At 55.2% G+C, this 22,148-nt stretch carries 19 protein-coding genes; 6 read left to right on the forward strand and 13 right to left on the reverse strand.

From position 1 onward, the window contains the following. Positions 1-62: 62 nt before the first annotated feature. Both malP and malQ read left to right on the forward strand, forming a co-directional pair. Complete coding sequence (malP, locus tag ACMGGS_RS08410) at positions 63-2,453, forward strand: maltodextrin phosphorylase (RefSeq protein WP_414165743.1); 2,391 nt, start codon at positions 63-65, stop codon at positions 2,451-2,453. Positions 2,454-2,461: 8 nt separating this feature from the next. Next, a complete protein-coding gene (gene malQ, locus ACMGGS_RS08415) occupies positions 2,462-4,552 on the forward strand; it encodes a 4-alpha-glucanotransferase (protein WP_414165744.1) in 2,091 nt (696 codons plus the stop codon). 41 nt (positions 4,553-4,593) lie between these two features. On the opposite strand, the gene gntT is transcribed toward malQ, so the two are convergent. From gntT to gntX, 3 genes are all read right to left on the reverse strand, one after another. After that, on the reverse strand, positions 4,594-5,910 hold the full coding sequence (gntT, locus tag ACMGGS_RS08420) for a gluconate transporter (protein ID WP_414165745.1): 1,317 nt from the start codon (positions 5,908-5,910) through the stop codon (positions 4,594-4,596). Between the two features lie 306 nt (positions 5,911-6,216). Then, positions 6,217-6,792: a Fe-S biogenesis protein NfuA gene (nfuA, locus tag ACMGGS_RS08425; protein WP_176917755.1), complete on the reverse strand. Its 576-nt coding sequence runs from the start codon at positions 6,790-6,792 to the stop codon at positions 6,217-6,219. Positions 6,793-6,850: 58 nt separating this feature from the next. Beyond that, the gene (gene gntX, locus ACMGGS_RS08430; RefSeq protein ID WP_414165746.1) at positions 6,851-7,534 is read right to left on the reverse strand and encodes a DNA utilization protein GntX; all 684 of its coding nucleotides are present in this window, start codon (positions 7,532-7,534) and stop codon (positions 6,851-6,853) included. 37 nt (positions 7,535-7,571) lie between these two features. On the opposite strand from gntX, the gene bioH reads away from it, so the two are divergent. Together bioH and ACMGGS_RS08440 are read left to right on the forward strand one after the other, a co-directional pair. Then, positions 7,572-8,342 (forward strand): pimeloyl-ACP methyl ester esterase BioH, encoded by a 771-nt coding sequence (gene bioH, locus ACMGGS_RS08435; protein WP_414165747.1) that lies wholly within the window; start codon positions 7,572-7,574, stop codon positions 8,340-8,342. 106 nt (positions 8,343-8,448) lie between these two features. Next, a complete protein-coding gene (locus tag ACMGGS_RS08440) occupies positions 8,449-8,718 on the forward strand; it encodes a YdgH/BhsA/McbA-like domain containing protein (protein WP_276162001.1) in 270 nt (89 codons plus the stop codon). A 162-nt stretch (positions 8,719-8,880) separates the two neighbouring features. On the opposite strand, the gene feoC is transcribed toward ACMGGS_RS08440, so the two are convergent. The 5 genes from feoC to greB form a co-directional block, all read right to left on the reverse strand. Next, positions 8,881-9,117 (reverse strand): [Fe-S]-dependent transcriptional repressor FeoC, encoded by a 237-nt coding sequence (feoC, locus tag ACMGGS_RS08445; RefSeq protein ID WP_414165748.1) that lies wholly within the window; start codon positions 9,115-9,117, stop codon positions 8,881-8,883. Further along, the gene (feoB, locus tag ACMGGS_RS08450; RefSeq protein ID WP_414165749.1) at positions 9,117-11,435 is read right to left on the reverse strand and encodes a Fe(2+) transporter permease subunit FeoB; all 2,319 of its coding nucleotides are present in this window, start codon (positions 11,433-11,435) and stop codon (positions 9,117-9,119) included. Before feoB ends, feoC begins: the two co-directional genes overlap by 1 nt. Before the next feature lie 18 nt (positions 11,436-11,453). Continuing rightward, positions 11,454-11,681 (reverse strand): ferrous iron transporter A, encoded by a 228-nt coding sequence (gene feoA / locus ACMGGS_RS08455; protein WP_176917761.1) that lies wholly within the window; start codon positions 11,679-11,681, stop codon positions 11,454-11,456. Positions 11,682-12,046: 365 nt separating this feature from the next. After that, positions 12,047-14,374, reverse strand: a complete 2,328-nt coding sequence (locus tag ACMGGS_RS08460) for a Tex family protein (RefSeq protein WP_414165750.1) — start codon at positions 14,372-14,374, stop codon at positions 12,047-12,049. 90 nt (positions 14,375-14,464) lie between these two features. Then, the gene (gene greB, locus ACMGGS_RS08465) at positions 14,465-14,938 is read right to left on the reverse strand and encodes a transcription elongation factor GreB (protein WP_414165751.1); all 474 of its coding nucleotides are present in this window, start codon (positions 14,936-14,938) and stop codon (positions 14,465-14,467) included. Positions 14,939-15,161: 223 nt separating this feature from the next. Between greB and ompR the strand changes: the two genes are divergently transcribed. Both ompR and envZ read left to right on the forward strand, forming a co-directional pair. Then, positions 15,162-15,881, forward strand: coding sequence for a two-component system response regulator OmpR (ompR, locus tag ACMGGS_RS08470; RefSeq protein WP_001157751.1), 720 nt, complete (start codon positions 15,162-15,164; stop codon positions 15,879-15,881). Continuing rightward, a complete protein-coding gene (envZ, locus tag ACMGGS_RS08475; protein WP_414165752.1) occupies positions 15,878-17,230 on the forward strand; it encodes a two-component system sensor histidine kinase EnvZ in 1,353 nt (450 codons plus the stop codon). Before ompR ends, envZ begins: the two co-directional genes overlap by 4 nt. Before the next feature lie 223 nt (positions 17,231-17,453). On the opposite strand, the gene pckA is transcribed toward envZ, so the two are convergent. The 5 genes from pckA to yrfG all read right to left on the reverse strand — a co-directional run bounded on the left by pckA (position 17,454) and on the right by yrfG (position 22,092). After that, positions 17,454-19,073: a phosphoenolpyruvate carboxykinase (ATP) gene (gene pckA, locus ACMGGS_RS08480; RefSeq protein ID WP_414165753.1), complete on the reverse strand. Its 1,620-nt coding sequence runs from the start codon at positions 19,071-19,073 to the stop codon at positions 17,454-17,456. 586 nt (positions 19,074-19,659) lie between these two features. Next, a complete protein-coding gene (locus ACMGGS_RS08485; protein WP_414165754.1) occupies positions 19,660-20,094 on the reverse strand; it encodes a hypothetical protein in 435 nt (144 codons plus the stop codon). A gap of 14 nt (positions 20,095-20,108) precedes the next feature. Next, entirely contained in the window at positions 20,109-20,987 is an 879-nt protein-coding gene (gene hslO / locus ACMGGS_RS08490; protein WP_414165755.1) for an Hsp33 family molecular chaperone HslO, read from the reverse strand. A gap of 23 nt (positions 20,988-21,010) precedes the next feature. Further along, complete coding sequence (hslR, locus tag ACMGGS_RS08495) at positions 21,011-21,412, reverse strand: ribosome-associated heat shock protein Hsp15 (RefSeq protein WP_414165756.1); 402 nt, start codon at positions 21,410-21,412, stop codon at positions 21,011-21,013. Further along, a complete protein-coding gene (yrfG, locus tag ACMGGS_RS08500) occupies positions 21,409-22,092 on the reverse strand; it encodes a GMP/IMP nucleotidase (RefSeq protein WP_414165757.1) in 684 nt (227 codons plus the stop codon). The genes hslR and yrfG overlap by 4 nt, the downstream gene beginning before the upstream one ends. Positions 22,093-22,148: the final 56 nt, after the last annotated feature.

Raw genomic sequence — 22,148 nt, forward strand, 5'->3', positions numbered from 1 at the left:
CAGACGGGTAGCCAGGCAAACTAGCGCTAACGTTTTTCATTTGAACAGGATCCGGTTCCTTTATGTCACAGCCTACGTTCGACAAAGCACAATTTCAGGCTGCCCTGACGCGTCAGTGGCAGCATTTTGGTTTAGATTCCGCAGAGAAAATGACGCCACGTCAGTGGTGGCAGGCGGTGAGCAGCGCCCTGGCTGAACGCCTGGCAGCCCAGCCTGTCAGTGCGCCCGCTGAAAATCAGCGCCATGTTAACTATATCTCTATGGAGTTTTTGATTGGTCGCCTGACCGGTAACAACCTGCTGAACCTCGGCTGGTATCAGGATGTGAGCGATGTGCTGAAAGCACACGACATCAACCTGACCGATTTGCTGGAAGAGGAAATCGATCCGGCGCTGGGCAACGGCGGCCTCGGGCGTCTGGCGGCCTGTTTCCTCGACTCTATGGCGACGGTAGGCCAGGCAGCAACGGGGTATGGCCTGAACTATCAGTATGGTCTGTTCCGCCAGTCTTTCGCCGACGGCAACCAAATGGAAGCGCCGGACGACTGGCATCGCGGTAGCTACCCGTGGTTCCGCCATAATGAGCAGCTTGATGTGCAGGTGGGCATCGGCGGTAAAGTAGTGAAAGGCGCATGGCAGCCCGGATTTATCATTACTGGCCAGGCGTGGGATCTGCCGGTGCTGGGCTACCGCAACGGCATCACCCAGCCGCTGCGCCTGTGGCAGGCGACGCACGCTCATCCTTTCGATCTGACTAAATTTAATGACGGCGATTTCCTGCGTGCCGAGCAGCAGGGTATTGACGCAGATAAGCTCACTAAAGTTCTTTATCCGAACGATAACCATACGGCGGGCAAAAAGCTGCGCCTGATGCAGCAGTACTTCCAGTGCGCCTGTTCGGTTGCCGACATCCTGCGTCGTCATCATCTGGCAGGCCGTCAATTGCACGAACTGGCGGATTACGAAGTCATCCAGTTGAATGATACGCACCCGACCATCGCCATTCCTGAACTGCTGCGCGTGTTGATTGATGAACATCAGCTAAGCTGGGACGATGCCTGGGCCATCACCAGTAAAACCTTCGCCTACACTAACCATACGCTGATGCCGGAAGCGCTGGAGTGCTGGGACGAAAAACTGATTAAAGCGCTGTTGCCGCGTCATATGCAGATCATCAATGAGATCAACAACCGCTTTAAAACGCTGGTTGAGAAAACCTGGCCGGGTAATGAAGCGGTCTGGGCGAAGCTGGCGGTGGTGTATAACAAGCAGGTGCGCATGGCGAATATGTGCGTGGTCAGCGGCTTTGCGGTGAACGGCGTGGCGGCTCTGCACTCCGAGCTGGTGGTGAAAGATCTGTTCCCGGAATACCATCAGCTCTGGCCGAACAAATTCCATAACGTCACCAACGGCATTACCCCGCGTCGCTGGATCAAACAGTGTAACCCGGCGCTTGCCGCATTGTTGGATAAAACGCTGAAGAAAGAGTGGGCGAACGATCTCGACCAGTTGATTGCGCTGGAAAAGTACGCCGACGATAAAAAATTCCGTCAGACGTATCGTGAGATCAAACGGGCGAATAAAGTGCGTCTCGCCGCGTTTGTGAAGGCGCGTACCGGTATTGAAATCAGTCCTGAGGCGATTTTTGATATCCAGATCAAACGTCTGCATGAATATAAGCGCCAGCACCTGAACCTGCTGCACATTCTGGCACTCTATAAAGAGATCCGCGAAAATCCGCAGGCAGACCGCGTACCGCGTGTGTTCCTGTTTGGCGCGAAAGCGGCACCGGGATATTACCTGGCGAAGAACATTATTCTGGCGATTAATAAGGTCGCGGCGGCGGTGAACAACGATCCGCTGGTAGGCGACAAACTGAAAGTGGTCTTCCTGCCGGATTACTGTGTGTCTGTGGCCGAAATGCTGATCCCGGCCGCCGATATTTCCGAGCAAATATCTACTGCTGGTAAAGAAGCCTCCGGCACCGGCAATATGAAGCTGGCGCTGAACGGCGCGCTCACCGTCGGCACGCTGGACGGCGCGAACGTGGAAATTGCCGAGAAAGTCGGCGATGAAAACATCTTTATCTTCGGCAATACCGTTGAAGAAGTGAAGGCGCTGAAGGCGAAAGGCTACGATCCGCTGAAATGGCGTAAGAAAGACAAATTACTGAATGCGGTGCTGAAAGAACTGGAAAGCGGTAAATACAGCGACGGCGACAAACACGCCTTTGACCAGATGCTGCACAGTATTGGCAAGCAGGGCGGCGATCCGTATCTGGTACTGGCCGACTTTGCCGCGTATGTTGACGCGCAGAAGCAGGTCGATGTGCTCTACCGTGACCCGGAAGCCTGGACCCGCGCGGCGATCCTCAACACCGCACGCTGCGGCATGTTCAGCTCCGATCGCTCTATTCGCGACTACCAGAGCCGTATCTGGCAGGCCAAACGATAAGGACAGCTATGGAACGCAAACGCCTCGATAGAGCCGCTTTAGCGGCGGGGATAAGCCCTGATTACATTAACGCCCACGGTAAGCCGCAGTCGATTGGCGTCGATACCAAACAGCGTTTGCTGGATGCCATGCATCACACGGCGGCCACAAAAGTGGCCGTTACCCCCGTGCCGAACGTGATGGTTTATACCTACGGCAAGAAGATGGCGCTGGAAGTGGAAGGCAGCGGCGAGTTTAGCTGGACGCTACTGACGGAAGCAGGCCGTCAGTATCAAGGTCAGGCGGCCGGCGGCAGCAAGCTGAGCCTGCCGATGCGTCTGCCGGAAGGGTATCACACGCTGACGTTATCCCAGGATGCGCAGCAATGGGATTGCCGGGTCATTATCGCTCCCCAGCGCTGCCACGAGCCTGACGCGCTGCTGAGCGGGCATAAACTATGGGGAGCCTGCGTCCAGCTTTATACGCTACGCTCCGGCAAAAACTGGGGGATTGGCGATTTTGGCGATCTGAAAGCGATGCTGCCTGAGGTAGCGAAGCGGGGCGGGGCGTTTATCGGTCTTAATCCGATCCATGCGCTTTATCCGGCCAATCCGGAGAGCGCCAGCCCTTACAGTCCGTCCTCACGCCGCTGGCTGAATGTAATCTACATCGACGTTAATGCCGTTGAGGATTTTCAGCACAGCGAGGAAGCCCAGGAGTGGTGGCGTATGCCCACCACCCAGGAGAAGCTGAAAGGCGCTCGCCAGGGCGAGTGGGTAGATTACTCCGCCGTCACGGCGCTGAAGCTGGCCGGGCTAAGTATGGCGTGGCGACAGTTTGTGAAACGCGCTAACGATGACGCCACAATGCAGGCGTTTCGCCAGTTTGTTACCGACGAAGGGGAAAGCCTTTACTGGCAGGCAGCATTTGATGCCCTGCACGCTTCGCAGGTGAAAGAGGATCCGATGCGCTGGGGCTGGCCGGTCTGGCCGGAAGTCTATCAGTCCACTGATACCCCGGAAGTGAAAAAATTCTGTAAAACGCATCAGGATGAGGTGGAGTTTTACCTGTGGCTTCAGTGGCTGGCCTGTACGCAATTTGCAGCCTGCTGGCAAGAATGCCAGAGCATGAACATGCCGATTGGTCTGTACCGTGATTTAGCGGTCGGCGTGGCGGAAGGCGGCGCGGAAACCTGGTGCGATCGCGAACTGTACTGCCTGAAGGCGTCGGTCGGTGCGCCGCCAGACATCCTCGGTCCGCTGGGGCAAAACTGGGGCCTGCCGCCGATGGATCCACATGTCATCACCGCTCGCGCCTACGAGCCATTTATTCTGCTACTGCGCGCCAATATGCGAGACTGCGGCGCGCTACGTATCGATCATGTCATGTCGATGCTGCGTCTGTGGTGGATCCCCTACGGCGAGACGGCGGATCATGGCGCATATGTGCATTATCCGGTTGACGATCTGCTGTCGATCCTCGCACTGGAGAGTAAACGCCATCAGTGTATGGTGATCGGCGAAGATCTGGGGACGGTACCGGTGGAGATCGTCGGCAAGCTGCGTAAGAGCGGCGTTTACTCCTACAAAGTGCTCTATTTCGAAAGCGATCACGAGAAAACGGTCCGCGCGCCGGAAGCGTGGCCTGCACAGTCGATGGCCGTGGCGGCAACGCACGACCTGCCGACGCTGCGCGGCTACTGGGAAAGCGGCGACCTGACGCTCGGAAAAACGCTGGGGCTGTATCCGGACCCGGTGGTGCTGCGCGAACTGTATCAGGATCGCGAGCTGGCGAAGCAGGGATTACTGGATGCGCTGCACCGACACGGTTGCCTGGCGAAAAGCGTCGGTCATAAAGCCTCGCGGATGTCGATGACCTCTACGCTTAATCGCGGAATGCAACGCTATATTGCTGACAGCAACAGTGCCCTGCTGGGTCTCCAGCCGGAAGACTGGCTACAGATGGCGGAACCGGTCAATATTCCGGGGACCAGCTATCAGTACAAAAACTGGCGACGCAAGCTGTCTGCAACGCTTGAAGAAATGTTTGCGGATGAGAGCGTAAATAAGCTGATTAAGGATTTGGATAAGCGGCGTAAGGCTGGAGTGAAGAAGACGTAAAAATAAAGAACCCGCCCTTATCGGCGGGTTCTTTTTGGGTCTTACACCACCATCGCCAGCAGCAAACACCCTACCAGACCGCACACTGAAATAATGGTTTCCAGCATTGACCATGACTTAATGGTCTCACCAATCGTCAGATTGAAATACTCCTTAAACAGCCAGAAACCCGGATCGTTAACGTGCGAGAAAATCACGCTACCGGAGCCAACCGCGATCACCATCAATTCAGGACTGGCACCGGTAGTCGCAATCAGCGGGGCCACAATCCCACCGGCGGTGATGGCGGCTACGGTAGCCGATCCCAGCGCGATGCGCAGCACGGCGGCAATTGACCAGGCCATAAAGATTGGCGAGAGGTTGGTGGCCTGCATCATCGACGCGATATATTTATCCACGCCGCTGTCGACCAGTACCTGCTTAAACGCACCGCCGCCGCCGATGATCAGCAGCATCATGGCGATGATTTTGATCGAGGTGGTGAGAGTGTCGTTAATATCATCCATCGAACGACCGCGATTCAGGCCAAAGGTGAAGATCGCAATAATGACCGCAATCAGCGTTGCCATGACCGGATCGCCGAAGAATTCAGCGTAGGGCAGGATCGCATGGCCTTTTGGCAGGACCATCTCGGCGACCGCACGCAGCGCCATCAGGATCACCGGGACCAGCGAAGTCCAGACGCTCACGCCAAAGCCGGGCATTTCCGCTTCGCTGAACGTTTTCGCATTGTACAGTCCTTCCGGGATCGGCTTGTCGATACCTTTGAGGAATTTAGCATAGACCGGGCCTGCCAGAATCACGGTCGGGATGGCCAGCAGCGTACCGTAGAGCAGGGTTTTGCCCATATCGGCGTGGAAGATAGTCGCAATCGCGGTTGGGCCGGGATGCGGTGGCAGGAAGCCGTGAGTCACGGAAAGCGCTGCCGCCATCGGAACACCAACAAAAAGCAGCGGAATACGGGCAGCAGCAGCGATGGTAAATACCAGCGGCAGCAGGAGTACGAAACCGACTTCATAGAACAGGGCGAAACCGACGGTAAAACCGGTTAGCACCACCGCCCACTGAATGTATTTCTGACCAAACTTCGCAATCAGCGTCGTGGCAATGCGCTGTGCGCCGCCACAGTCAGCAAGCAGTTTGCCCAGCATCGCCCCGAAACCCATGATCAGCGCCAGGCTGCCCAGGGTTCCGCCGACCCCCGTTTTAATGGAGGCAATAACCTTATCGACAGGCATTCCCTGCATCAGCCCCACCGCAAGGGCCACCAGGATAAGGGCAATAAAACCGTTTAGCTTGAAACGGATCATTAACAACAATAACAACACAACACCGATAGCAACGATGACTAATGGCATGATTTACTGGCCTTTAATTTGTTATGGGTAACTTTGCTGTCTTAGCAGCAAAGGGGCCTTTGTGCTGTAATTCAGAACAGAAGGCGAGTAGCACTTCAACAAGTCGCTTCTTATAAGGCTAAGAGTCGCGGGCTGTTTCCAGAAGAATAGTGCTCAGAAAGGATGATACGGGTAACATTCATCGAAAGAAAACACCCCAGGCAGGCAAAATTTAAAAACTGGGAGGCAGGTCATATTATGGGGGAGGTTGTAACATTTACGACAAAGCGCCTCTTTCACAGGAAAGAGACGCTTTAAGAAGGCAAATCAATAGTAAGAGTGCTCGCCGCGCTGGTGTTCGGTGAGATCGCGCACGCCTTTCAGGTCCGGAAACTCTGCCAGCAGCTGCTTTTCAATGCCGTCTTTCAGGGTGACATCGATCATTGAGCAGCCGTTACAGCCGCCGCCAAATTGCAGGATAGCGTAGCCATCGTCAGTGATTTCCATCAGCGTAACGCGGCCGCCGTGTCCGGCAAGCTGCGGGTTCACCTGTGCCTGGAGCATATACTCTACGCGCTCCATCAGTGGGGCATCGTCAGAGACCTTACGCATTTTGGCGTTTGGCGCTTTCAGCGTCAGTTGTGAGCCGAGCTGATCGGTCACGAAATCGATATCTGCATCTTCCAGATACGGGGCGCTTAACTCATCCACGTAGGCAGTCAGCAAATCAAATTTCAGGGCAGTATCGCTCGCTTCCACAGCATCGGGTGGACAATAAGAAACGCCGCATTCAGCGTTAGGAGTGCCGGGATTGATGACAAATACACGGATTTGCGTCCCTTCTTCCTGATTTGCCAACAGTTTGGCAAAGTGCGCTTGTGCAGCATCGGAAATACGGATCATAGCATTGGCCTAATAGTTGACTATTTTAGTCAGTTATAATACGCCCATCGTCGAGGGTCTACAAGGTCCGACAGAGGCACCAGACATGGACTGTCGCCGCGCCGCCGCGTAAAAGCAGCCGGGAAATTTCTGCGACGGTGCTGCCCGTGGTGACGACATCATCCACAATAACGATATGGAGTCCGCAAACCGGGAATTCAAGGCGAAAGGCATTTTTCAAATTGCGCCTGCGCAGTCGCGCCGGGAGGTGATGTTGTGTGGCCGTAGCCCGAATTCGTGTAACGGCATCCATCTCGTATCGGCAGCCCAGCCAGTGTGCCAGAGGCCGGCAGAGCAGGTCGCTCTGATTAAACCCTCTGCGCCAGTGCCTTTTTTGCCATAGCGGGACGCTGACAATGCGGTCCGGACGCGGCAGACCAAATAGCTGTCGGGCGTGTATAAATTCCAGCAGCAGCAGGCGCGCCAGCGCAGGGGCCAGTTCCGCTTTGCCTGAAAATTTGAAGCGATGAATGAGTGAACTCAGGGGCGCAACATAATCGCTGACGGCGAGCAGGCGCTGCCACGGCGGCGCTTTTTGCAGGCAACGGCCGCAGGGCAAGTGGGGATCCTGCGCGGGTAAACCGCACTGAGGACACATGTTGGTTTGATGAGAGATCGCGTTGACGCAACGGGAGCATAATCCCCAGGACGGCAGGGCGAGCGGCATTCGACATAGCCAGCATAAGCCACAGACTGTTAACATATTTCACCTCGGATAAAATAATTGAGAACAGTACCTGATGAATGAGATCTGGTGGCAAACCAAAGGGGAAGGAAATTGCCATCTTGTGCTGCTGCACGGATGGGGACTGAATGCGCAGGTATGGGATTGCATTACGCCGGAATTAAGCGCGCATTTTACGCTGCATCTGGTGGATCTGCCGGGCTTCGGTCGTAGCCGTGGTTTTGGTGCCATGTCGCTTACGGAAATGGCGGAGCGCATTCAGATGCACGCGCCGGAAAAAGCCATCTGGCTCGGCTGGAGTCTGGGTGGGCTGGTGGCAAGTCAGGTTGCGTTGACCTCTCCGCAGCGCGTACAGGCGCTGGTGACGGTAGCGTCGTCTCCCTGTTTTTGTGCGGATGGCGACTGGCCGGGGATCAAGCCCGAGGTGCTTTCCGGCTTTCAGCAGCAGTTAAGTGAGGATTTTCAGCGCACGGTTGAGCGTTTTCTGGCGTTGCAAACCATGGGAACCGAGAGCGCAAGGCAGGATGCCCGCCGCCTGAAAAGTGCCGTGCTGGCCTTGCCTATGCCAGAGGTCGAGGTACTCAACGGCGGGCTGGACATTCTGAAAGAGAGTGATTTACGCGAGCCGCTCGCCGGACTGAGTGTGCCGTTCCTGCGTATTTACGGCTATCTTGACGGCCTGGTGCCGCGCAAAGTCATTCCGCTACTGGACGCCGCGTGGCCGGCCAGCGAGTCGTTGACGATTCAGAAGGCGGCGCATGCACCATTTATCTCTCATCCAGCGGAGTTTTGTCAGGCGCTTCTCGCCCTGAAAGCCCGCCTTTAGCGGCTGGAAAAAGTGACGGAGTGCAACAATACTTAGGTCGTCATCGAGTGCTTTAATCAGTGCAAAAGCCGGATGGCATACTATTCAACCTTAAGGAGTAAAGGCTATGAAACTGGTCACCGGTATTGTTGCGTCTCTGGTTATAGGATCGCTGTCCTTTGGCGTGATGGCTGCGGAAGAACTGCACAAAGATAAACTGAAAGAGATGAATTTGACGAAAGTGGGCGACATCAGTACCGATAAAGGCACGGCACCGATGGATGCGCAGCGCGAGCTGTCGAAAAAAGCTGACGAGCTGGGCGGGAAGTATTATGTGATCACCAGCGCGAAGAAATCAGAGAAAGATATTCACACCACGGCTGAAGTGTATAAATAAGTACGAAAATTGCTGGAATTCCCGGTGGCGCTGCGCTTACCGGGCCTACGGTAATTACGCGTAATAGATTGATATTATTTAAATTTGTAGGCCGGGTAAGGCGAAGCCGCCACCCGGCATAAAGCCTCCCAAAGGCCGGGCTATCGCCAGGCGGCAATGCCTTCAGCCTAACGTCCACCACTCCCGCGCGCAGGCTTTTCCTTCCGGACAGCTTTTGCAGCTTCCGGTCAGACAACTGTCAACCTCGTCCTGCATCCGCTGGGCTTTGCCCATTGCCTCCATGCGATTCAACATGGCATCAAGCAGAGGACGGGGAAGATGCAGCGCGGCGCTAAGCTGGCTGGCTTCCATCCGCCCCTGCAAGGCGAGCATATTGCGCACGTCAATCAGCGAGGCCATTAGTGGCACTCCCCGGCCGGGCTGTCGCAGCAGGTCGCTGGCGTTTTGCGTGTCGCCAGTAGATTAACGTCAATTCGACTGCGGGCACGGCGCAGGCTGCCAATCACCAGCACGTTAAATACCACTACCGCCAGGATACAGATCATACTGTACTGCGGATGCTGATGAAAACTGGCGACCTGATAAAACAGTGTCGACAGCGAATACGCGATATTCAGCCCCCACAGGATAGAGAACCCCATCCAGCCGCGGCTGGATTCGCGGGAAATGGCCCCCATCACCGAAATGCACGGCACGTACAGCAGCACAAAAATCAGGTAGCTATAGGCTGCTGCCGCGCTGCCGAATTTCTCACTCATCACGCCCATGGTGCCGGTTGCCATCTCGCCATCGCCTTTGCTGGCCTCAATAGGGTTTGCCAGCACGCTCAGGCTGAAGGTATCTTTCAGGCTCTGCCAGGTTTCTCCGGCGGCGTCAGACAGTTCAGCGGTAAGGCTAAATTCTGCCGGGTTGAATTCCTCTTCCTGAATATTTTCAGCGGTATACAGCGTATTAAGCGTACCGACCACCACTTCTTTCGCCATCGCGCCGGTGAACAGGCCGACCGTCGCCTGCCAGTGATCGCCCTGAATACCAATCGGTTGCAGCAGCGGGGTAAAGACGCGGCTGACGGAGGCCAGTGCCGAATCGTTAATGTTATTCACCGCTTTGCCACTGAGTGAGAAGCTATTTAGCGCGCTGAGGAAAATACTGACAATAACGATGACTTTACCGGCGCGCAGGATAAACCCTTTCAGGCGCTGCCAGGTCTGAATCAGCAGACTTTTAATCAGCGGCACATGGTAGACCGGCAGCTCCATTACGAACGGTGAGGCTTCGCCGCGCATGATGGTATGTTTGAGCATCAGGCCGGTGAGGATCGCCATCACAATGCCGAGGATGTAGAGCGAAAAGACGGCCAGCGCCCCCTCCTGTCCAAAGAAGGCGGCGGCGAAGACGGCGAAAATCGCCAGACGTGCGCCGCAGGACATAAAGGGAGCCATCATGATGGTCATCAGACGTTCACGCGGAGCATCGAGAGTACGCGCGCCCATTACCGACGGTACGTTACAGCCAAAGCCGACAATCAGCGGCACGAAGGATTTCCCCGGCAACCCCAGCGATTGCATCAACCGGTCCATCACGAACGCCGCGCGCGCCATATAGCCGGAGTCTTCCAGAAAAGAGAGGAACAGATACATCATGCCGATCTGCGGCACCAGCGGCAGCACGGTGTTGATCCCGCCACCAATCCCCTGCGCCAGGAAGATGGTCAACCACTCCGGGAAATGCAGCGTGTAGCCAAGCCACTGAAGGCCATGAATAAAGATAGCCACCGAACCGGCGTCAAAAATAGGGGCCAGCGCACCGCCAATGTTGATGGCGAAGAGGAACATGACGTACATCACCAGCAGGAAAATCGGCAGGCCAAAAAAACGGTTGAGGATGATTTTGTCCATCGCGGCGGTGAAACGACTCGGTTCCGCGGTCAGTGAATTACTCACGGTGTCGCAGATGGCGGCAATACATTGATAACGTGCATCGGCAATATGCAGCGCCGGATCGTCGATTTCACTCTCCAGGCGGGTCAGCACATCTTCCATGTGATGCGCGGCACTCTGCGCGTAAGCGCGGCTGTAAATATCGCCTTCGAGCATTTGCAGTCCCAGCCAGCGACGCTGCTGTAAGGGCATATTTTCTGGCATGAGTTGCGCCAGGTGACTGGCTTCACGCAGCAGCGGCTGCGCGTAATGCACCAGATCAACGTCCTGATTACGGGTATGGCGGTCAATCGCCAGCTTCAGGGCGTCTATTCCACGGCCACGCGTGGAGACCAGCGGCACCACCGGACAGCCCAGCCGGGCGGAGAGGGCATCAATATCTATACGGACCTGCTGTTTTTCCGCGATATCCAGCATGTTGAGCGCCACCACGCAGGGCATTCCCAGCTCCAGCAGTTGCAGCGTAAGGTAAAGGTTACGCTCAAGGTTGGAGGCGTCCACGACGTTAATCAGCATGTCCGCATCGCCGCTCAAAATATAGTGGCAGGCGATTTGCTCATCGAGCGACGTTTGCGAGGAGATAGTGGTCAGGGAATAGGTGCCAGGCAAGTCGACAAGGGTGGCCTGGCAATCCGTGGTTTGAAAACTGCCTTCTTTACGTTCAACCGTGACACCTGCCCAGTTGCCTACGCGCTGGCGCGAACCGGTCAACTGATTGAATAACGTGGTCTTACCGGAATTCGGATTGCCAATTAAGCCAATGGTAAGTTTTTTCATTGTATTTCACTCACTGTATTAAGAGGAAACCGGTTCCACTTCCAATAATGCTAAATCTTTTTTACGTAATACCAGATTAACGCGTCGTGTTTCGATATGAACGGGATCGCCTAATGGCGCAACGCGTACTACGTTAAATGACGAGCCGGGCAACATACCTAACGAAAGAAGTTTTTGACGATAAGCCGGGCTGATCTCGCAGGAAAATCCGGTGATTTTCCAGGCACTTAATGGCGTAAATTGCATAAAGCCTACTTATATATCGCTAACAAAATAACGTCACGCACGGCAGGCACAAGAGGCCTGGCGGAGCCTGACCAGGAAGGTTAATTAATCAACAGTGCAATGGTAATGATAATAGTTTTTATCTTCAATCTTTAAAATGTGTCGAAGTATTCTGTTCGATAATAAATCACGGTAAATTTGATATGGCGCAAAAATAGCGCGGTTTCATTATTTGTGCGGGGGAGGCGATATTTAAGGAAGGTGAAATACTGGTTTCCAGTATATTAATATCAACGGTTAATTGTGTTTTAATTGTTAATTAATTGACGCTATTAATATGGGAATAAGACTCTCCTCCTGAAAAGGAGAGCCTGATCATCGCGGGTTTACCGCTTTTTACCCATTGCTGCCGCCAGCGCATCCATCATCGCGCTGTTACCGGCGGGTTGCGCCTCGCGTCCGCGTGGCTTCGCCGCTTTTGCCGTCGGACGATTGCCCTGAGCACGATCGTTACCGCCGCGGCGGGCGTTGGTTTCGCCCGGCTGCTCGTCCAGGCGCATGGTTAACGCGATACGCTTACGCGGCAGGTCAACTTCCAGCACTTTGACCTTCACGATATCGCCCGCTTTCACCACGGTATGCGGATCGTCAACGAACTTCGTCGAAAGAGAAGAGATGTGCACCAGACCGTCCTGGTGAACGCCGATATCGACAAACGCACCGAAATTGGTGACGTTGGTCACCGCGCCTTCCAGAATCATTCCCGGCAGCAGATCGTTCATCGTTTCCACGCCTTCAGCAAAGGTCGCCGTTTTGAACTCCGGACGCGGATCGCGGCCCGGTTTTTCCAGCTCTTTGATGATGTCAGTGACGGTCGGCACCCCAAAACGTTCATCGGTAAATTCCGACGGCTTCAGGTTTTTTAACTCGCTGCTGTTACCCATCAGATCGCGCAGCGACTGCTCGGTAGCGGCCAGGATACGCTCGACGATCGGATAGGCTTCCGGGTGAACGGTAGAAGCGTCCAGCGGGTTATCACCGTGGTTAATGCGCAGGAAGCCCGCACACTGCTCAAAGGCTTTCGGCCCCAGACGCGCCACTTTTAATAACTGCTGGCGGTTCTGGAACTGACCGTTTTCATCACGCCAGGAGACGATATTCTGCGCCATCATGCGGGTCAGGCCGGCCACGCGAGCCAGCAGTGGCACGGAAGCGGTATTCAAATCGACGCCAACGGCGTTTACGCAGTCTTCAACGACCGCATCCAGCCTGCGGGCAAGCTGCGTCTGGCTGACGTCATGCTGATACTGACCCACGCCGATCGATTTCGGATCGATTTTCACCAGTTCCGCCAGAGGATCCTGAAGACGACGGGCAATGGACACCGCGCCGCGAATGGAAACATCCAGATCCGGGAACTCCAGCGCCGCCAGCTCGGACGCGGAGTACACCGACGCGCCCGCTTCGCTGACGATCACCTTCTGCGCGGTGACTTTCGGGAACTGTTTCTGCACATCGAGGAAGAAACGCTCGGTTTCGCGTGAGGCCGTGCCGTTGCCAATCGCCACCAGTTCGACGTTATGCTTCTCACACAGCGCCGCCACCGCAACAGCCGCTTTTGCCGCCTGTCCGGTATGGGGATAAATGGTATCGGTGGCAACCAGCTTGCCGGTGCCGTCCACGACCGCGACTTTTACGCCGGTACGCAGACCCGGATCGAGACCCATCGTCGCACGCAGTCCCGCCGGGGCGGCCATCAGCAGATCGTGCAGATTACGGGCGAAAACGTTGATCGCTTCGTCTTCCGCGCGTTCGCGCACCGTGCCCATTAGCTCGGTTTCCAGGTGCATCAGCACTTTAATGCGCCAGGTCCAGCTCACTACGGCGCGACGCCAGCTATCCGCCGGGGCGTTGTTCAGGCGCAGGCCAAGATGGTCAATAATAATTTGTTCGCAATAACTCTCTTTTGGCGGCTCGTCAAACTGTGGATCGGCATTCAGCGCGAGTTGCAGCACGCCTTCATTGCGTCCGCGGAACATCGCCAGCGCACGGTGAGAGGGTACGGAAGAAATCGGTTCGTGATGATCGAAGTAGTCGCGGAATTTCGCGCCTTCTTCTTCTTTGCCACTCACAACGGTGGCGACCAGATGCGCATTTTTCCACAGATAATCGCGCACTTTCGCCAGCAGCGCGGCGTCTTCGGCAAAACGCTCCATCAGAATATAACGCGCCCCGTCGAGCGCGGCTTTGACATCGGCGACGCCTTTATCGGTATCGACATACTGCGCGGCAGCGGTTTCCGGGGTATGGGAGGGGTCGCTCCACAGCAGATCGGCCAGCGGCTCCAGACCGGCTTCAATCGCGATCTGTCCGCGCGTGCGACGCTTTTGCTTATAGGGAAGATAAAGATCTTCGAGTTCGGTTTTGCTTAGCGTGCCGTTGATTGCTTTTGTCAGTTCATCGGTCAGTTTGCCCTGATCGCCGATAGATTTGAGAATGGCCTGACGCCTTTCCTCCAGCTCGCGCAGGTAGCTCAGACGCGTCTCCAACTGGCGCAACTGGGTATCATCCAGACCGCCGGTGACTTCCTTACGATAACGTGCAATAAACGGCACGGTGTTCCCTTCATCAAGCAGGCGAACGGCAGACTCTACCTGTTCAGCTCTGGCCTGAAGTTCACCCGCAATAATGCGGCACAGCGAATCATTCATCATGGCTAGTATCATCTTTGGGTCAAAATCAGCGGATAGTTATACGGACTGACAGGCAAAAATGCCAGTCGCAGACAGCGGCTTCAGACAGTTCTATTTCACATACTCAATCTCATTGACGTACCAGCTCGCTTCACCCGCAGGCGTCTGAACCACCGCCAGATCGCCGACCTCTTTTTTCAGCAGCGCTCGCGCCATGGGCGAATCGATGGAGATGTAATCCTTACGACCAAAAATTTCATCGTAGCCAACGATGCGAAAACGCTTAACGTTGCCGTCATCATTCTCTACCTCAACCCACGCGCCGAAAAAAACTTTCCCTTCCTGCTGCGGCGAGTAATCGACGATTTTCAGGTTTTCCAGACACTTAGTGAGATAGCGCACGCGGCGGTCAATCTCGCGCAGACGCTTTTTGTTGTACTGGTAATCGGCGTTTTCACTACGATCGCCAAGACTCGCCGCCCAGGTCACCTTTTTCGTGACTTCCGGACGCTCTTCACGCCAGAGATAATCCATCTCCTGCTTTAATTTTTCGTATCCCTCACGGGTGATTAATGGCGTTTTCATCGTCTCTTACCTTTTTTATCCGATCCTGCGCACAATACGTAACACGCAACGCTGCCGACAGAATAAATAATATGATTTATGCTTATATGTATACTTAAGCTACTGTTAAATATGCTTTGTAACAATTTAGACTGAAATTTATACCAGATTTCGCTGGTGGCAAGCGTGGCCTTTCTTAAGAATACGTTATCACGACTTTTGCGAACCTTTGGGAGTAAAAACCATGCAAGAGAATTATAAAATCCTGGTTGTAGATGACGACATGCGCCTGCGTGCGCTGCTGGAACGTTATCTGACCGAACAGGGCTTCCAGGTTCGAAGCGTTGCTAACGCCGAACAGATGGATCGCCTGTTAACCCGTGAATCCTTTCACCTGATGGTGCTGGATCTGATGCTGCCGGGCGAAGATGGTCTCTCCATTTGCCGTCGCCTGCGTAGTCAGAGCAACCCGATGCCGATCATTATGGTCACGGCAAAAGGGGAAGAGGTGGATCGCATCGTCGGTCTGGAAATTGGTGCCGACGATTACATCCCGAAACCGTTTAATCCGCGTGAGCTGCTGGCGCGTATCCGCGCGGTGCTGCGTCGTCAGGCGAACGAGCTGCCGGGCGCGCCGTCGCAGGAAGAAGCGGTGATTGCCTTTGGTAAATTCAAGCTGAACCTCGGCACCCGCGAGATGTTCCGTGAAGATGAGCCAATGCCGCTGACCAGCGGCGAGTTTGCGGTGCTGAAGGCGCTGGTGAGCCATCCGCGCGAGCCGTTGTCCCGCGACAAACTGATGAACCTTGCCCGTGGCCGTGAATATTCGGCGATGGAGCGTTCCATCGACGTACAAATCTCCCGCCTGCGTCGCATGGTGGAAGAAGATCCGGCGCATCCGCGCTATATCCAGACCGTCTGGGGCCTGGGCTACGTCTTCGTGCCGGACGGTTCTAAAGCATGAGGCGAATGCGCTTCTCGCCACGAAGTTCATTTGCCCGCACGCTGTTACTCATCGTCACCCTGCTGTTCGTCAGCCTGGTGACGACCTATCTGGTGGTGCTGAACTTCGCCATTCTGCCGAGCCTCCAGCAGTTTAATAAGGTGCTGGCCTACGAAGTCCGTATGCTGATGACCGATAAGCTGCAACTGGAGGACGGTACGCAACTGGTAGTTCCGCCCGCCTTCCGTCGCGAGATTTATCGCGAACTGGGCATCTCCCTCTATTCTGACGAAGCGGCGGAAGATGCTGGCCTGCGCTGGGCGCAGCACTATGAATTTTTAAGTCACCAGATGGCGCAACAGCTTGGCGGCCCGACGGAAGTGCGTGTCGAGGTGAACAAAAGCTCGCCGGTCGTCTGGTTGAAAACCTGGCTGTCACCAAACATCTGGGTACGCGTCCCCCTTACTGAAATCCATCAGGGTGACTTCTCGCCGCTGTTCCGTTACACGCTGGCGATTATGCTGCTGGCGATAGGCGGCGCATGGCTGTTTATCCGAATACAAAACCGACCGCTGGTGGATCTCGAACATGCCGCGCTACAGGTCGGGAAAGGTATTATTCCGCCGCCGCTGCGGGAATACGGCGCATCGGAAGTCCGTTCCGTGACCCGCGCCTTTAACCATATGGCGGCAGGCGTGAAGCAGCTCGCCGACGACCGTACCCTGTTAATGGCGGGCGTCAGCCACGATCTTCGCACGCCGCTGACCCGAATACGCCTCGCCACCGAGATGATGGGCGAGCAGGATGGTTATCTTGCCGAATCGATCAATAAAGACATCGAAGAGTGCAACGCCATTATCGAGCAGTTTATTGATTATTTACGAACCGGTCAGGAGATGCCGCTGGAGCTGGCGGATCTCAACGGCGTGCTGGGTGAAGTCGTGGCGGCAGAAAGCGGCTACGAGCGCGAAATTGAAACCGCGCTTCAGGACGAAGAGATCCCGGTGCGGATGCATCCGCTGTCAATCAAGCGTGCGGTTGCCAATATGGTCGTAAACGCCGCTCGCTATGGTAACGGCTGGATCAAGGTCAGCAGCGGCAGCGAAGCCAATCGCGCCTGGTTCCAGGTGGAGGACGACGGTCCCGGCATTAAGCCCGAGCAGCGCAAGCACCTGTTCCAGCCGTTTGTACGCGGCGACAGCGCCCGCACCATCAGCGGGACCGGACTAGGGCTGGCGATTGTACAGCGTATTATCGATAACCATAACGGCGTGCTCGAGCTGGGTACCAGTGAGCGGGGCGGCTTACTGATCCGCGCCTGGCTGCCGGTACCGGTGATGCGTTCTGGCGGGGCGCTGAAAGAGAGTTAACGCGGCATTTTACCCATAATGCCGGGCGGCGGCTTCGCCTTGCCCGGCCTACAAAACAAGGGCCACATCCTATGCCGTTCTACCCTGTAGGCCCGGTAAGCGAAGCGCCACCGGGCAGGTATTACATTGATATTGCGCCATAATGTAGGCCCGGTAAGCGAAGCGCCACCGGGCATGTGTTATGCGTTAAAAAGGTGATATGCCCGGCACGCCGGGCAGAGGTTTATAACTTCGGTCCCGCACTCACCAGCGCAGCGCCTGCTGGCGTATCGGTATACTTCTCGAAATTGCTGATAAACAGCTTCGCCAGCGCATCGGCTTTTTCCTGCCACTGCTCTGGGGAGGCGTAGGTATTACGCGGATCGAGGATGTGCGTATCCACGCCCGGCAGGCTGGTCGGCACGGCCAGATCAAATATCGGCAGCGTGAAGGTTTCGGCATCGTCCAGCGAACCGTTAAGAATGGCGTCGATAATGGCGCGGGTATTCTTAATGGAAATACGCTTGCCGGTGCCGTTCCAGCCAGTGTTCACCAGATACGCCTGTGCGCCCGCAGCCTGCATGCGTTTCACCAGCACTTCGGAATACTGCGTCGGATGCAGCGACAGGAACGCTGCGCCGAAGCAGGCGGAGAAGGTGGGGGTCGGTTCGGTGATCCCGCGCTCCGTTCCGGCCAGTTTTGCGGTAAAGCCGGAGAGAAAGTGGTACTGCGTCTGGTTCGCGGTCAGGCGAGACACTGGCGGCAGCACGCCGAACGCGTCGGCGGTCAGGAAAATGACCTTCGTTGCATGTCCGGCTTTTGATACCGGCTTGACGATGTTTTCGATGTGATAAATCGGGTAGGAAACGCGGGTGTTTTCCGTTTTCGAACCATCATCAAAATCGATTGAGCCGTCATCGCGCACGGTGACGTTTTCCAGCAGGGCGTCGCGGCGGATGGCATGATAAATATCCGGCTCAGCCTCTTCGGAAAGCTTGATGGTTTTGGCGTAGCAGCCGCCTTCGAAGTTAAAGACCCCGTCGTCGTCCCAGCCGTGTTCGTCATCGCCAATCAAACGGCGTTTCGGATCGGTGGACAGCGTGGTTTTGCCGGTACCGGAGAGACCGAAGAAGACCGCTACATCGCCGTCCGCGCCGACGTTAGCGGAGCAGTGCATGGAAGCGATTCCCTTCAGCGGCAGCAGGTAGTTCATCATTGAGAACATCCCTTTCTTCATTTCACCGCCGTACCACGTCCCGCCAATAAGCTGGATGCGCTCGGTCAGGTTGAAAGCGACGAAGTTCTCTGAGTTCAGACCCTGCTCTTTCCACTGCGGGTTAGTGCATTTCGCACCGTTCATGACGATAAAGTCCGGCGTGAAATCCGCCAGTTCCGCATCGGTGGGGCGAATAAACATATTTTTCACAAAGTGCGCCTGCCAGGCCACTTCAGTAATAAAACGTACTGACAGACGAGTGTCTGCGTTAGCGCCGCAGAAGGCATCAATAATGAAAAGCCGTTTACCTGAGAGTTGCTGAGTAACGATTCCCTTCAAATGCTGCCAGGTTTCCGGTGTGAGCGGCTTGTTGTCGTTCTTACCTTTACCTTTATCGGACCACCACACGGTGTCGCGGGTAGTGTCATCACGAACAATATACTTATCTTTCGGCGAACGTCCGGTGAAAATACCGGTGTCGACGGCGATAGCACCAGAATTCGTCAGTACCCCGCGCTCGTATCCTTCCAGGTCTGGATTAAGCTCCTCCTGATACAGCGTGTCGTAATCGGGGTTGTAAACGATATCCTGAACGTCGTTGATACCATAAGCCTTGAGATCTTGCGGGGTTAATTCTTTAACGCGCATGTCACTGCTCCTTAGCCAATATGTACTGCCTCGAATTGTAGGGTTGTTCTGGGTCGATTAACCGCGACGGGGCTCATAGATTTACGTATCCGGACAAAACTCTGCTTGACGTAAAACGCTACCACTCCGGTTATAAAGCGGTGATGATTATGGCAGTAAATGGTGTTTTCTTACCGAATATGTTTTTAAAACGTTAAATAGCAGAGCATAAATCTGACAGTTTGTGAGTGTAATCGCATTCATGTAAGTTAATTACGTAAGGGTTTCAGTGATGCTCGTTAACTCAGCTTCATTTTTATCCAATAACAGGCTCATCTTTATAAGCATGAAGTGAGACAATCTTTGTCTCTTAACCACTTCGGACATTGCGATGGACAGGGGCAGGTTAAGCTGACGCCTGAGGTATGGCAGGATCTCAGCATTAACGGCGAGCGCGTGAGAATAAATTATTATTCGGATGAGTAAAAGAAAGGGGGTCAATGCCCCTTTGCGGCTACTGTGGCTGGATAATGCCGGGTGGCGGCTTCGCCTTACCCGGCCTACAAATACAGCAATATCAACCAGTTAAACCGGAAATATCAACCGTTTAATATTGCAACATCAACCGGCTGGTGTTTGCGTAAGCCCGTGCAAGCGTAGCGCCGCCGGGCATTAACGGTACGCGGTAGCCATTTTCATCGGCCTGCGCCATCCATCGGTTGATGTTTGCGTAGGCCCGCGCAAGCGCAGCGCCGCCGGGCATTAACGGTACGCGGTAGCCATTTTCATCGGCCTGCGCCATCCATCGGTTGATGTTTGCGTAGGCCCGCGCAAGCGCAGCGCCGCCGGGCATTAACGGTACGCGGTAGCCATTTTCATCGGCCTGCGCCATCCATCGGTTGGTGTTTGCGTAAGTCCGTGCAAGCGCAGCGCCGCCGGGCATTAACGGTACGCGGTAGCCATTTTCATCGGCCTGCGCTATCCATCGGTTGATGTTTGCGTAGGCCCGTGCAAGCGCAGCGCCGCCGGGTATCAGGAGCATCGCCGCCCCTGAAATTAATGCACCTGCGGATCGCCCGGTGAGGCGTTATTGCGGATGGCCGTAATGTCCATAGCGTCAAAGACATAGTGACTACCGCAGTAATCGCAGTTCATGTCGATTTCACCGTCTTCCGCCAGAATACTGTCCAGCTCTTCATCCGGCAGCGTTTTCAGCGCCGCGGCACAGCGCTCGCGGGAGCAGGTACACTTAAACTCCACCTTCTGTGGCTCGTACAGCGTGACTTCTTCCTCGTGATACAGACGCCACAATACATCGTTCGCGGGCAGCGTAAACAGCTCGTCGGCCTTGATGGTTTCGGTCAGGGTCGCCAGATGCTCAAAGTCATTCATCTGCGTTTCCTGTGCCGGAAGCACCTGCAACAGCATGCCACCTGCCGCCGGTTTGCCATCCGCTTCACCGGTGCGAATAAACAGACGCGTTGGCAGCTGTTCAGAACGCATAAAGTAATCTTCCAGGCAGGCAGCCAGCGTGTCACCTTCCAGACCTACCACGCCCTGATAACGCTCGCCCTCATCCGGCGTAATGGTGATCACCAGATAACCGTTGCCGATTAGCGTTTTCATATCGGCGTTTTCCGGGATCTCGCCCTGGATACGCGCTACGCCGCGCAGCTGCTGACGGTTATTACCGTTAATTACCGCCAGATTCATCGGGCCATCGCCCTGAAGTTGAACGGTGATATCACCGTCAAATTTCAGCGTTGCTGTCAGCAGGCTGGTGGCGACCAGCAGCTCGGCGAGAATAGTCTTCACCGGCAGCGGATAGCTATGGTTGGCAAGGATCGCTTGCAGGCTTTCCGACACGGTTACCATTTCGCCGCGCACGGCGTAATTTTCAAACAGGTAACGGTGAAGTTGATCGTGTTGAGTCATAGTGGTCTCTCTTGCGGGCGACGTTATTCGTTTTCGCCGTGTTTAAATCTCATCAGGTCGCGACGTTCTTTTTTATCCGGTCGCCTGTCGGGATGGGGCATGGTCAGGGCATTCATTTTACGCGCCAGCGCTATCTTCTCTCGCTTTTCCACGCTTTCTGGCGTCTCTGCATAAAGCGTGGTCGCTTCCGTAGAGGGGCGGCGCTGTTCGGTAATCGCTTTCACAATCACCGTGCGTTCATCATTGCCCTGACGCAGCGTGAGGGTGGCATTCAGCTCGACGATTTTACTCGGCTTGCTGCGTTGACCGTTGTAATGCACCTTGCCGCCTTCAACCATTTCGCGCGCCAGCGCACGCGTTTTATAAAAACGGGCTGCCCACAGCCATTTATCCAGTCTGACGGCGTCAGAGGGCTTTTCTTTCATGGCAACTCCTTCACGGTAAGTGAGGGGATCAGACGCCGGTAATCATTGAGCGACGGATGGCGCAAATAGTGCTTGTCCGCCAGACCGGAGTCCGGGTTGGTGACGCCAAGGCAATAGCGAATGCCAAACTGTGCGGCGGCATCCAGAATCGGCTCGCTGTCATCAATAAATAGCGTCTTCTCAGGGTTCAGTCCGGTTTCCTGCCTGACCGCCTGCCAGAGCCGCTGATCCTCTTTCGGATAACCAAATGTGTGGGTGGAAAGTAATAAATCAAGGTGCGCCCCTAATCCCGTATGCTCCAGCTTCACGGCCAGATTGTGCGGATGCGCATTGGTCAGCAGAATGCGCTGTTTCCCGCATGCTTTTAGCGCGTCAAGAAAGGGAACCGTATCCTCACGTAATAACGCACGCGGTCCCTGCGCGGTGGTCATCGCGCAGATATCCAGCCCCAGACGTTCGCTCCAGTAATCCAGACAATACCAGTTTAGCGTATGCTGCACGGCACTGTATTCCTGGCGGATGAGCGCCTGGGCTTCCTGCGGGCTGACGCCGCGTGCCGCGCCGTAGGTTTCAGGGACCAGTTGCTGCCAGAAATAGTTGTCAAAGGCGAGATCGAGCAGGGTTCCGTCCATATCCAGCAGGACTGTGTCGACGTCCTGCCAGCGAATATCGGGATGCATATCACTCTCCAGGCGGAAGAAAGGCGACAGCGTACCACAACTGTCGTCATTCAGAA

Source organism: Superficieibacter sp. BNK-5 (assembly GCF_047456055.1).
Taxonomy (GTDB): domain Bacteria; phylum Pseudomonadota; class Gammaproteobacteria; order Enterobacterales; family Enterobacteriaceae; genus Superficieibacter.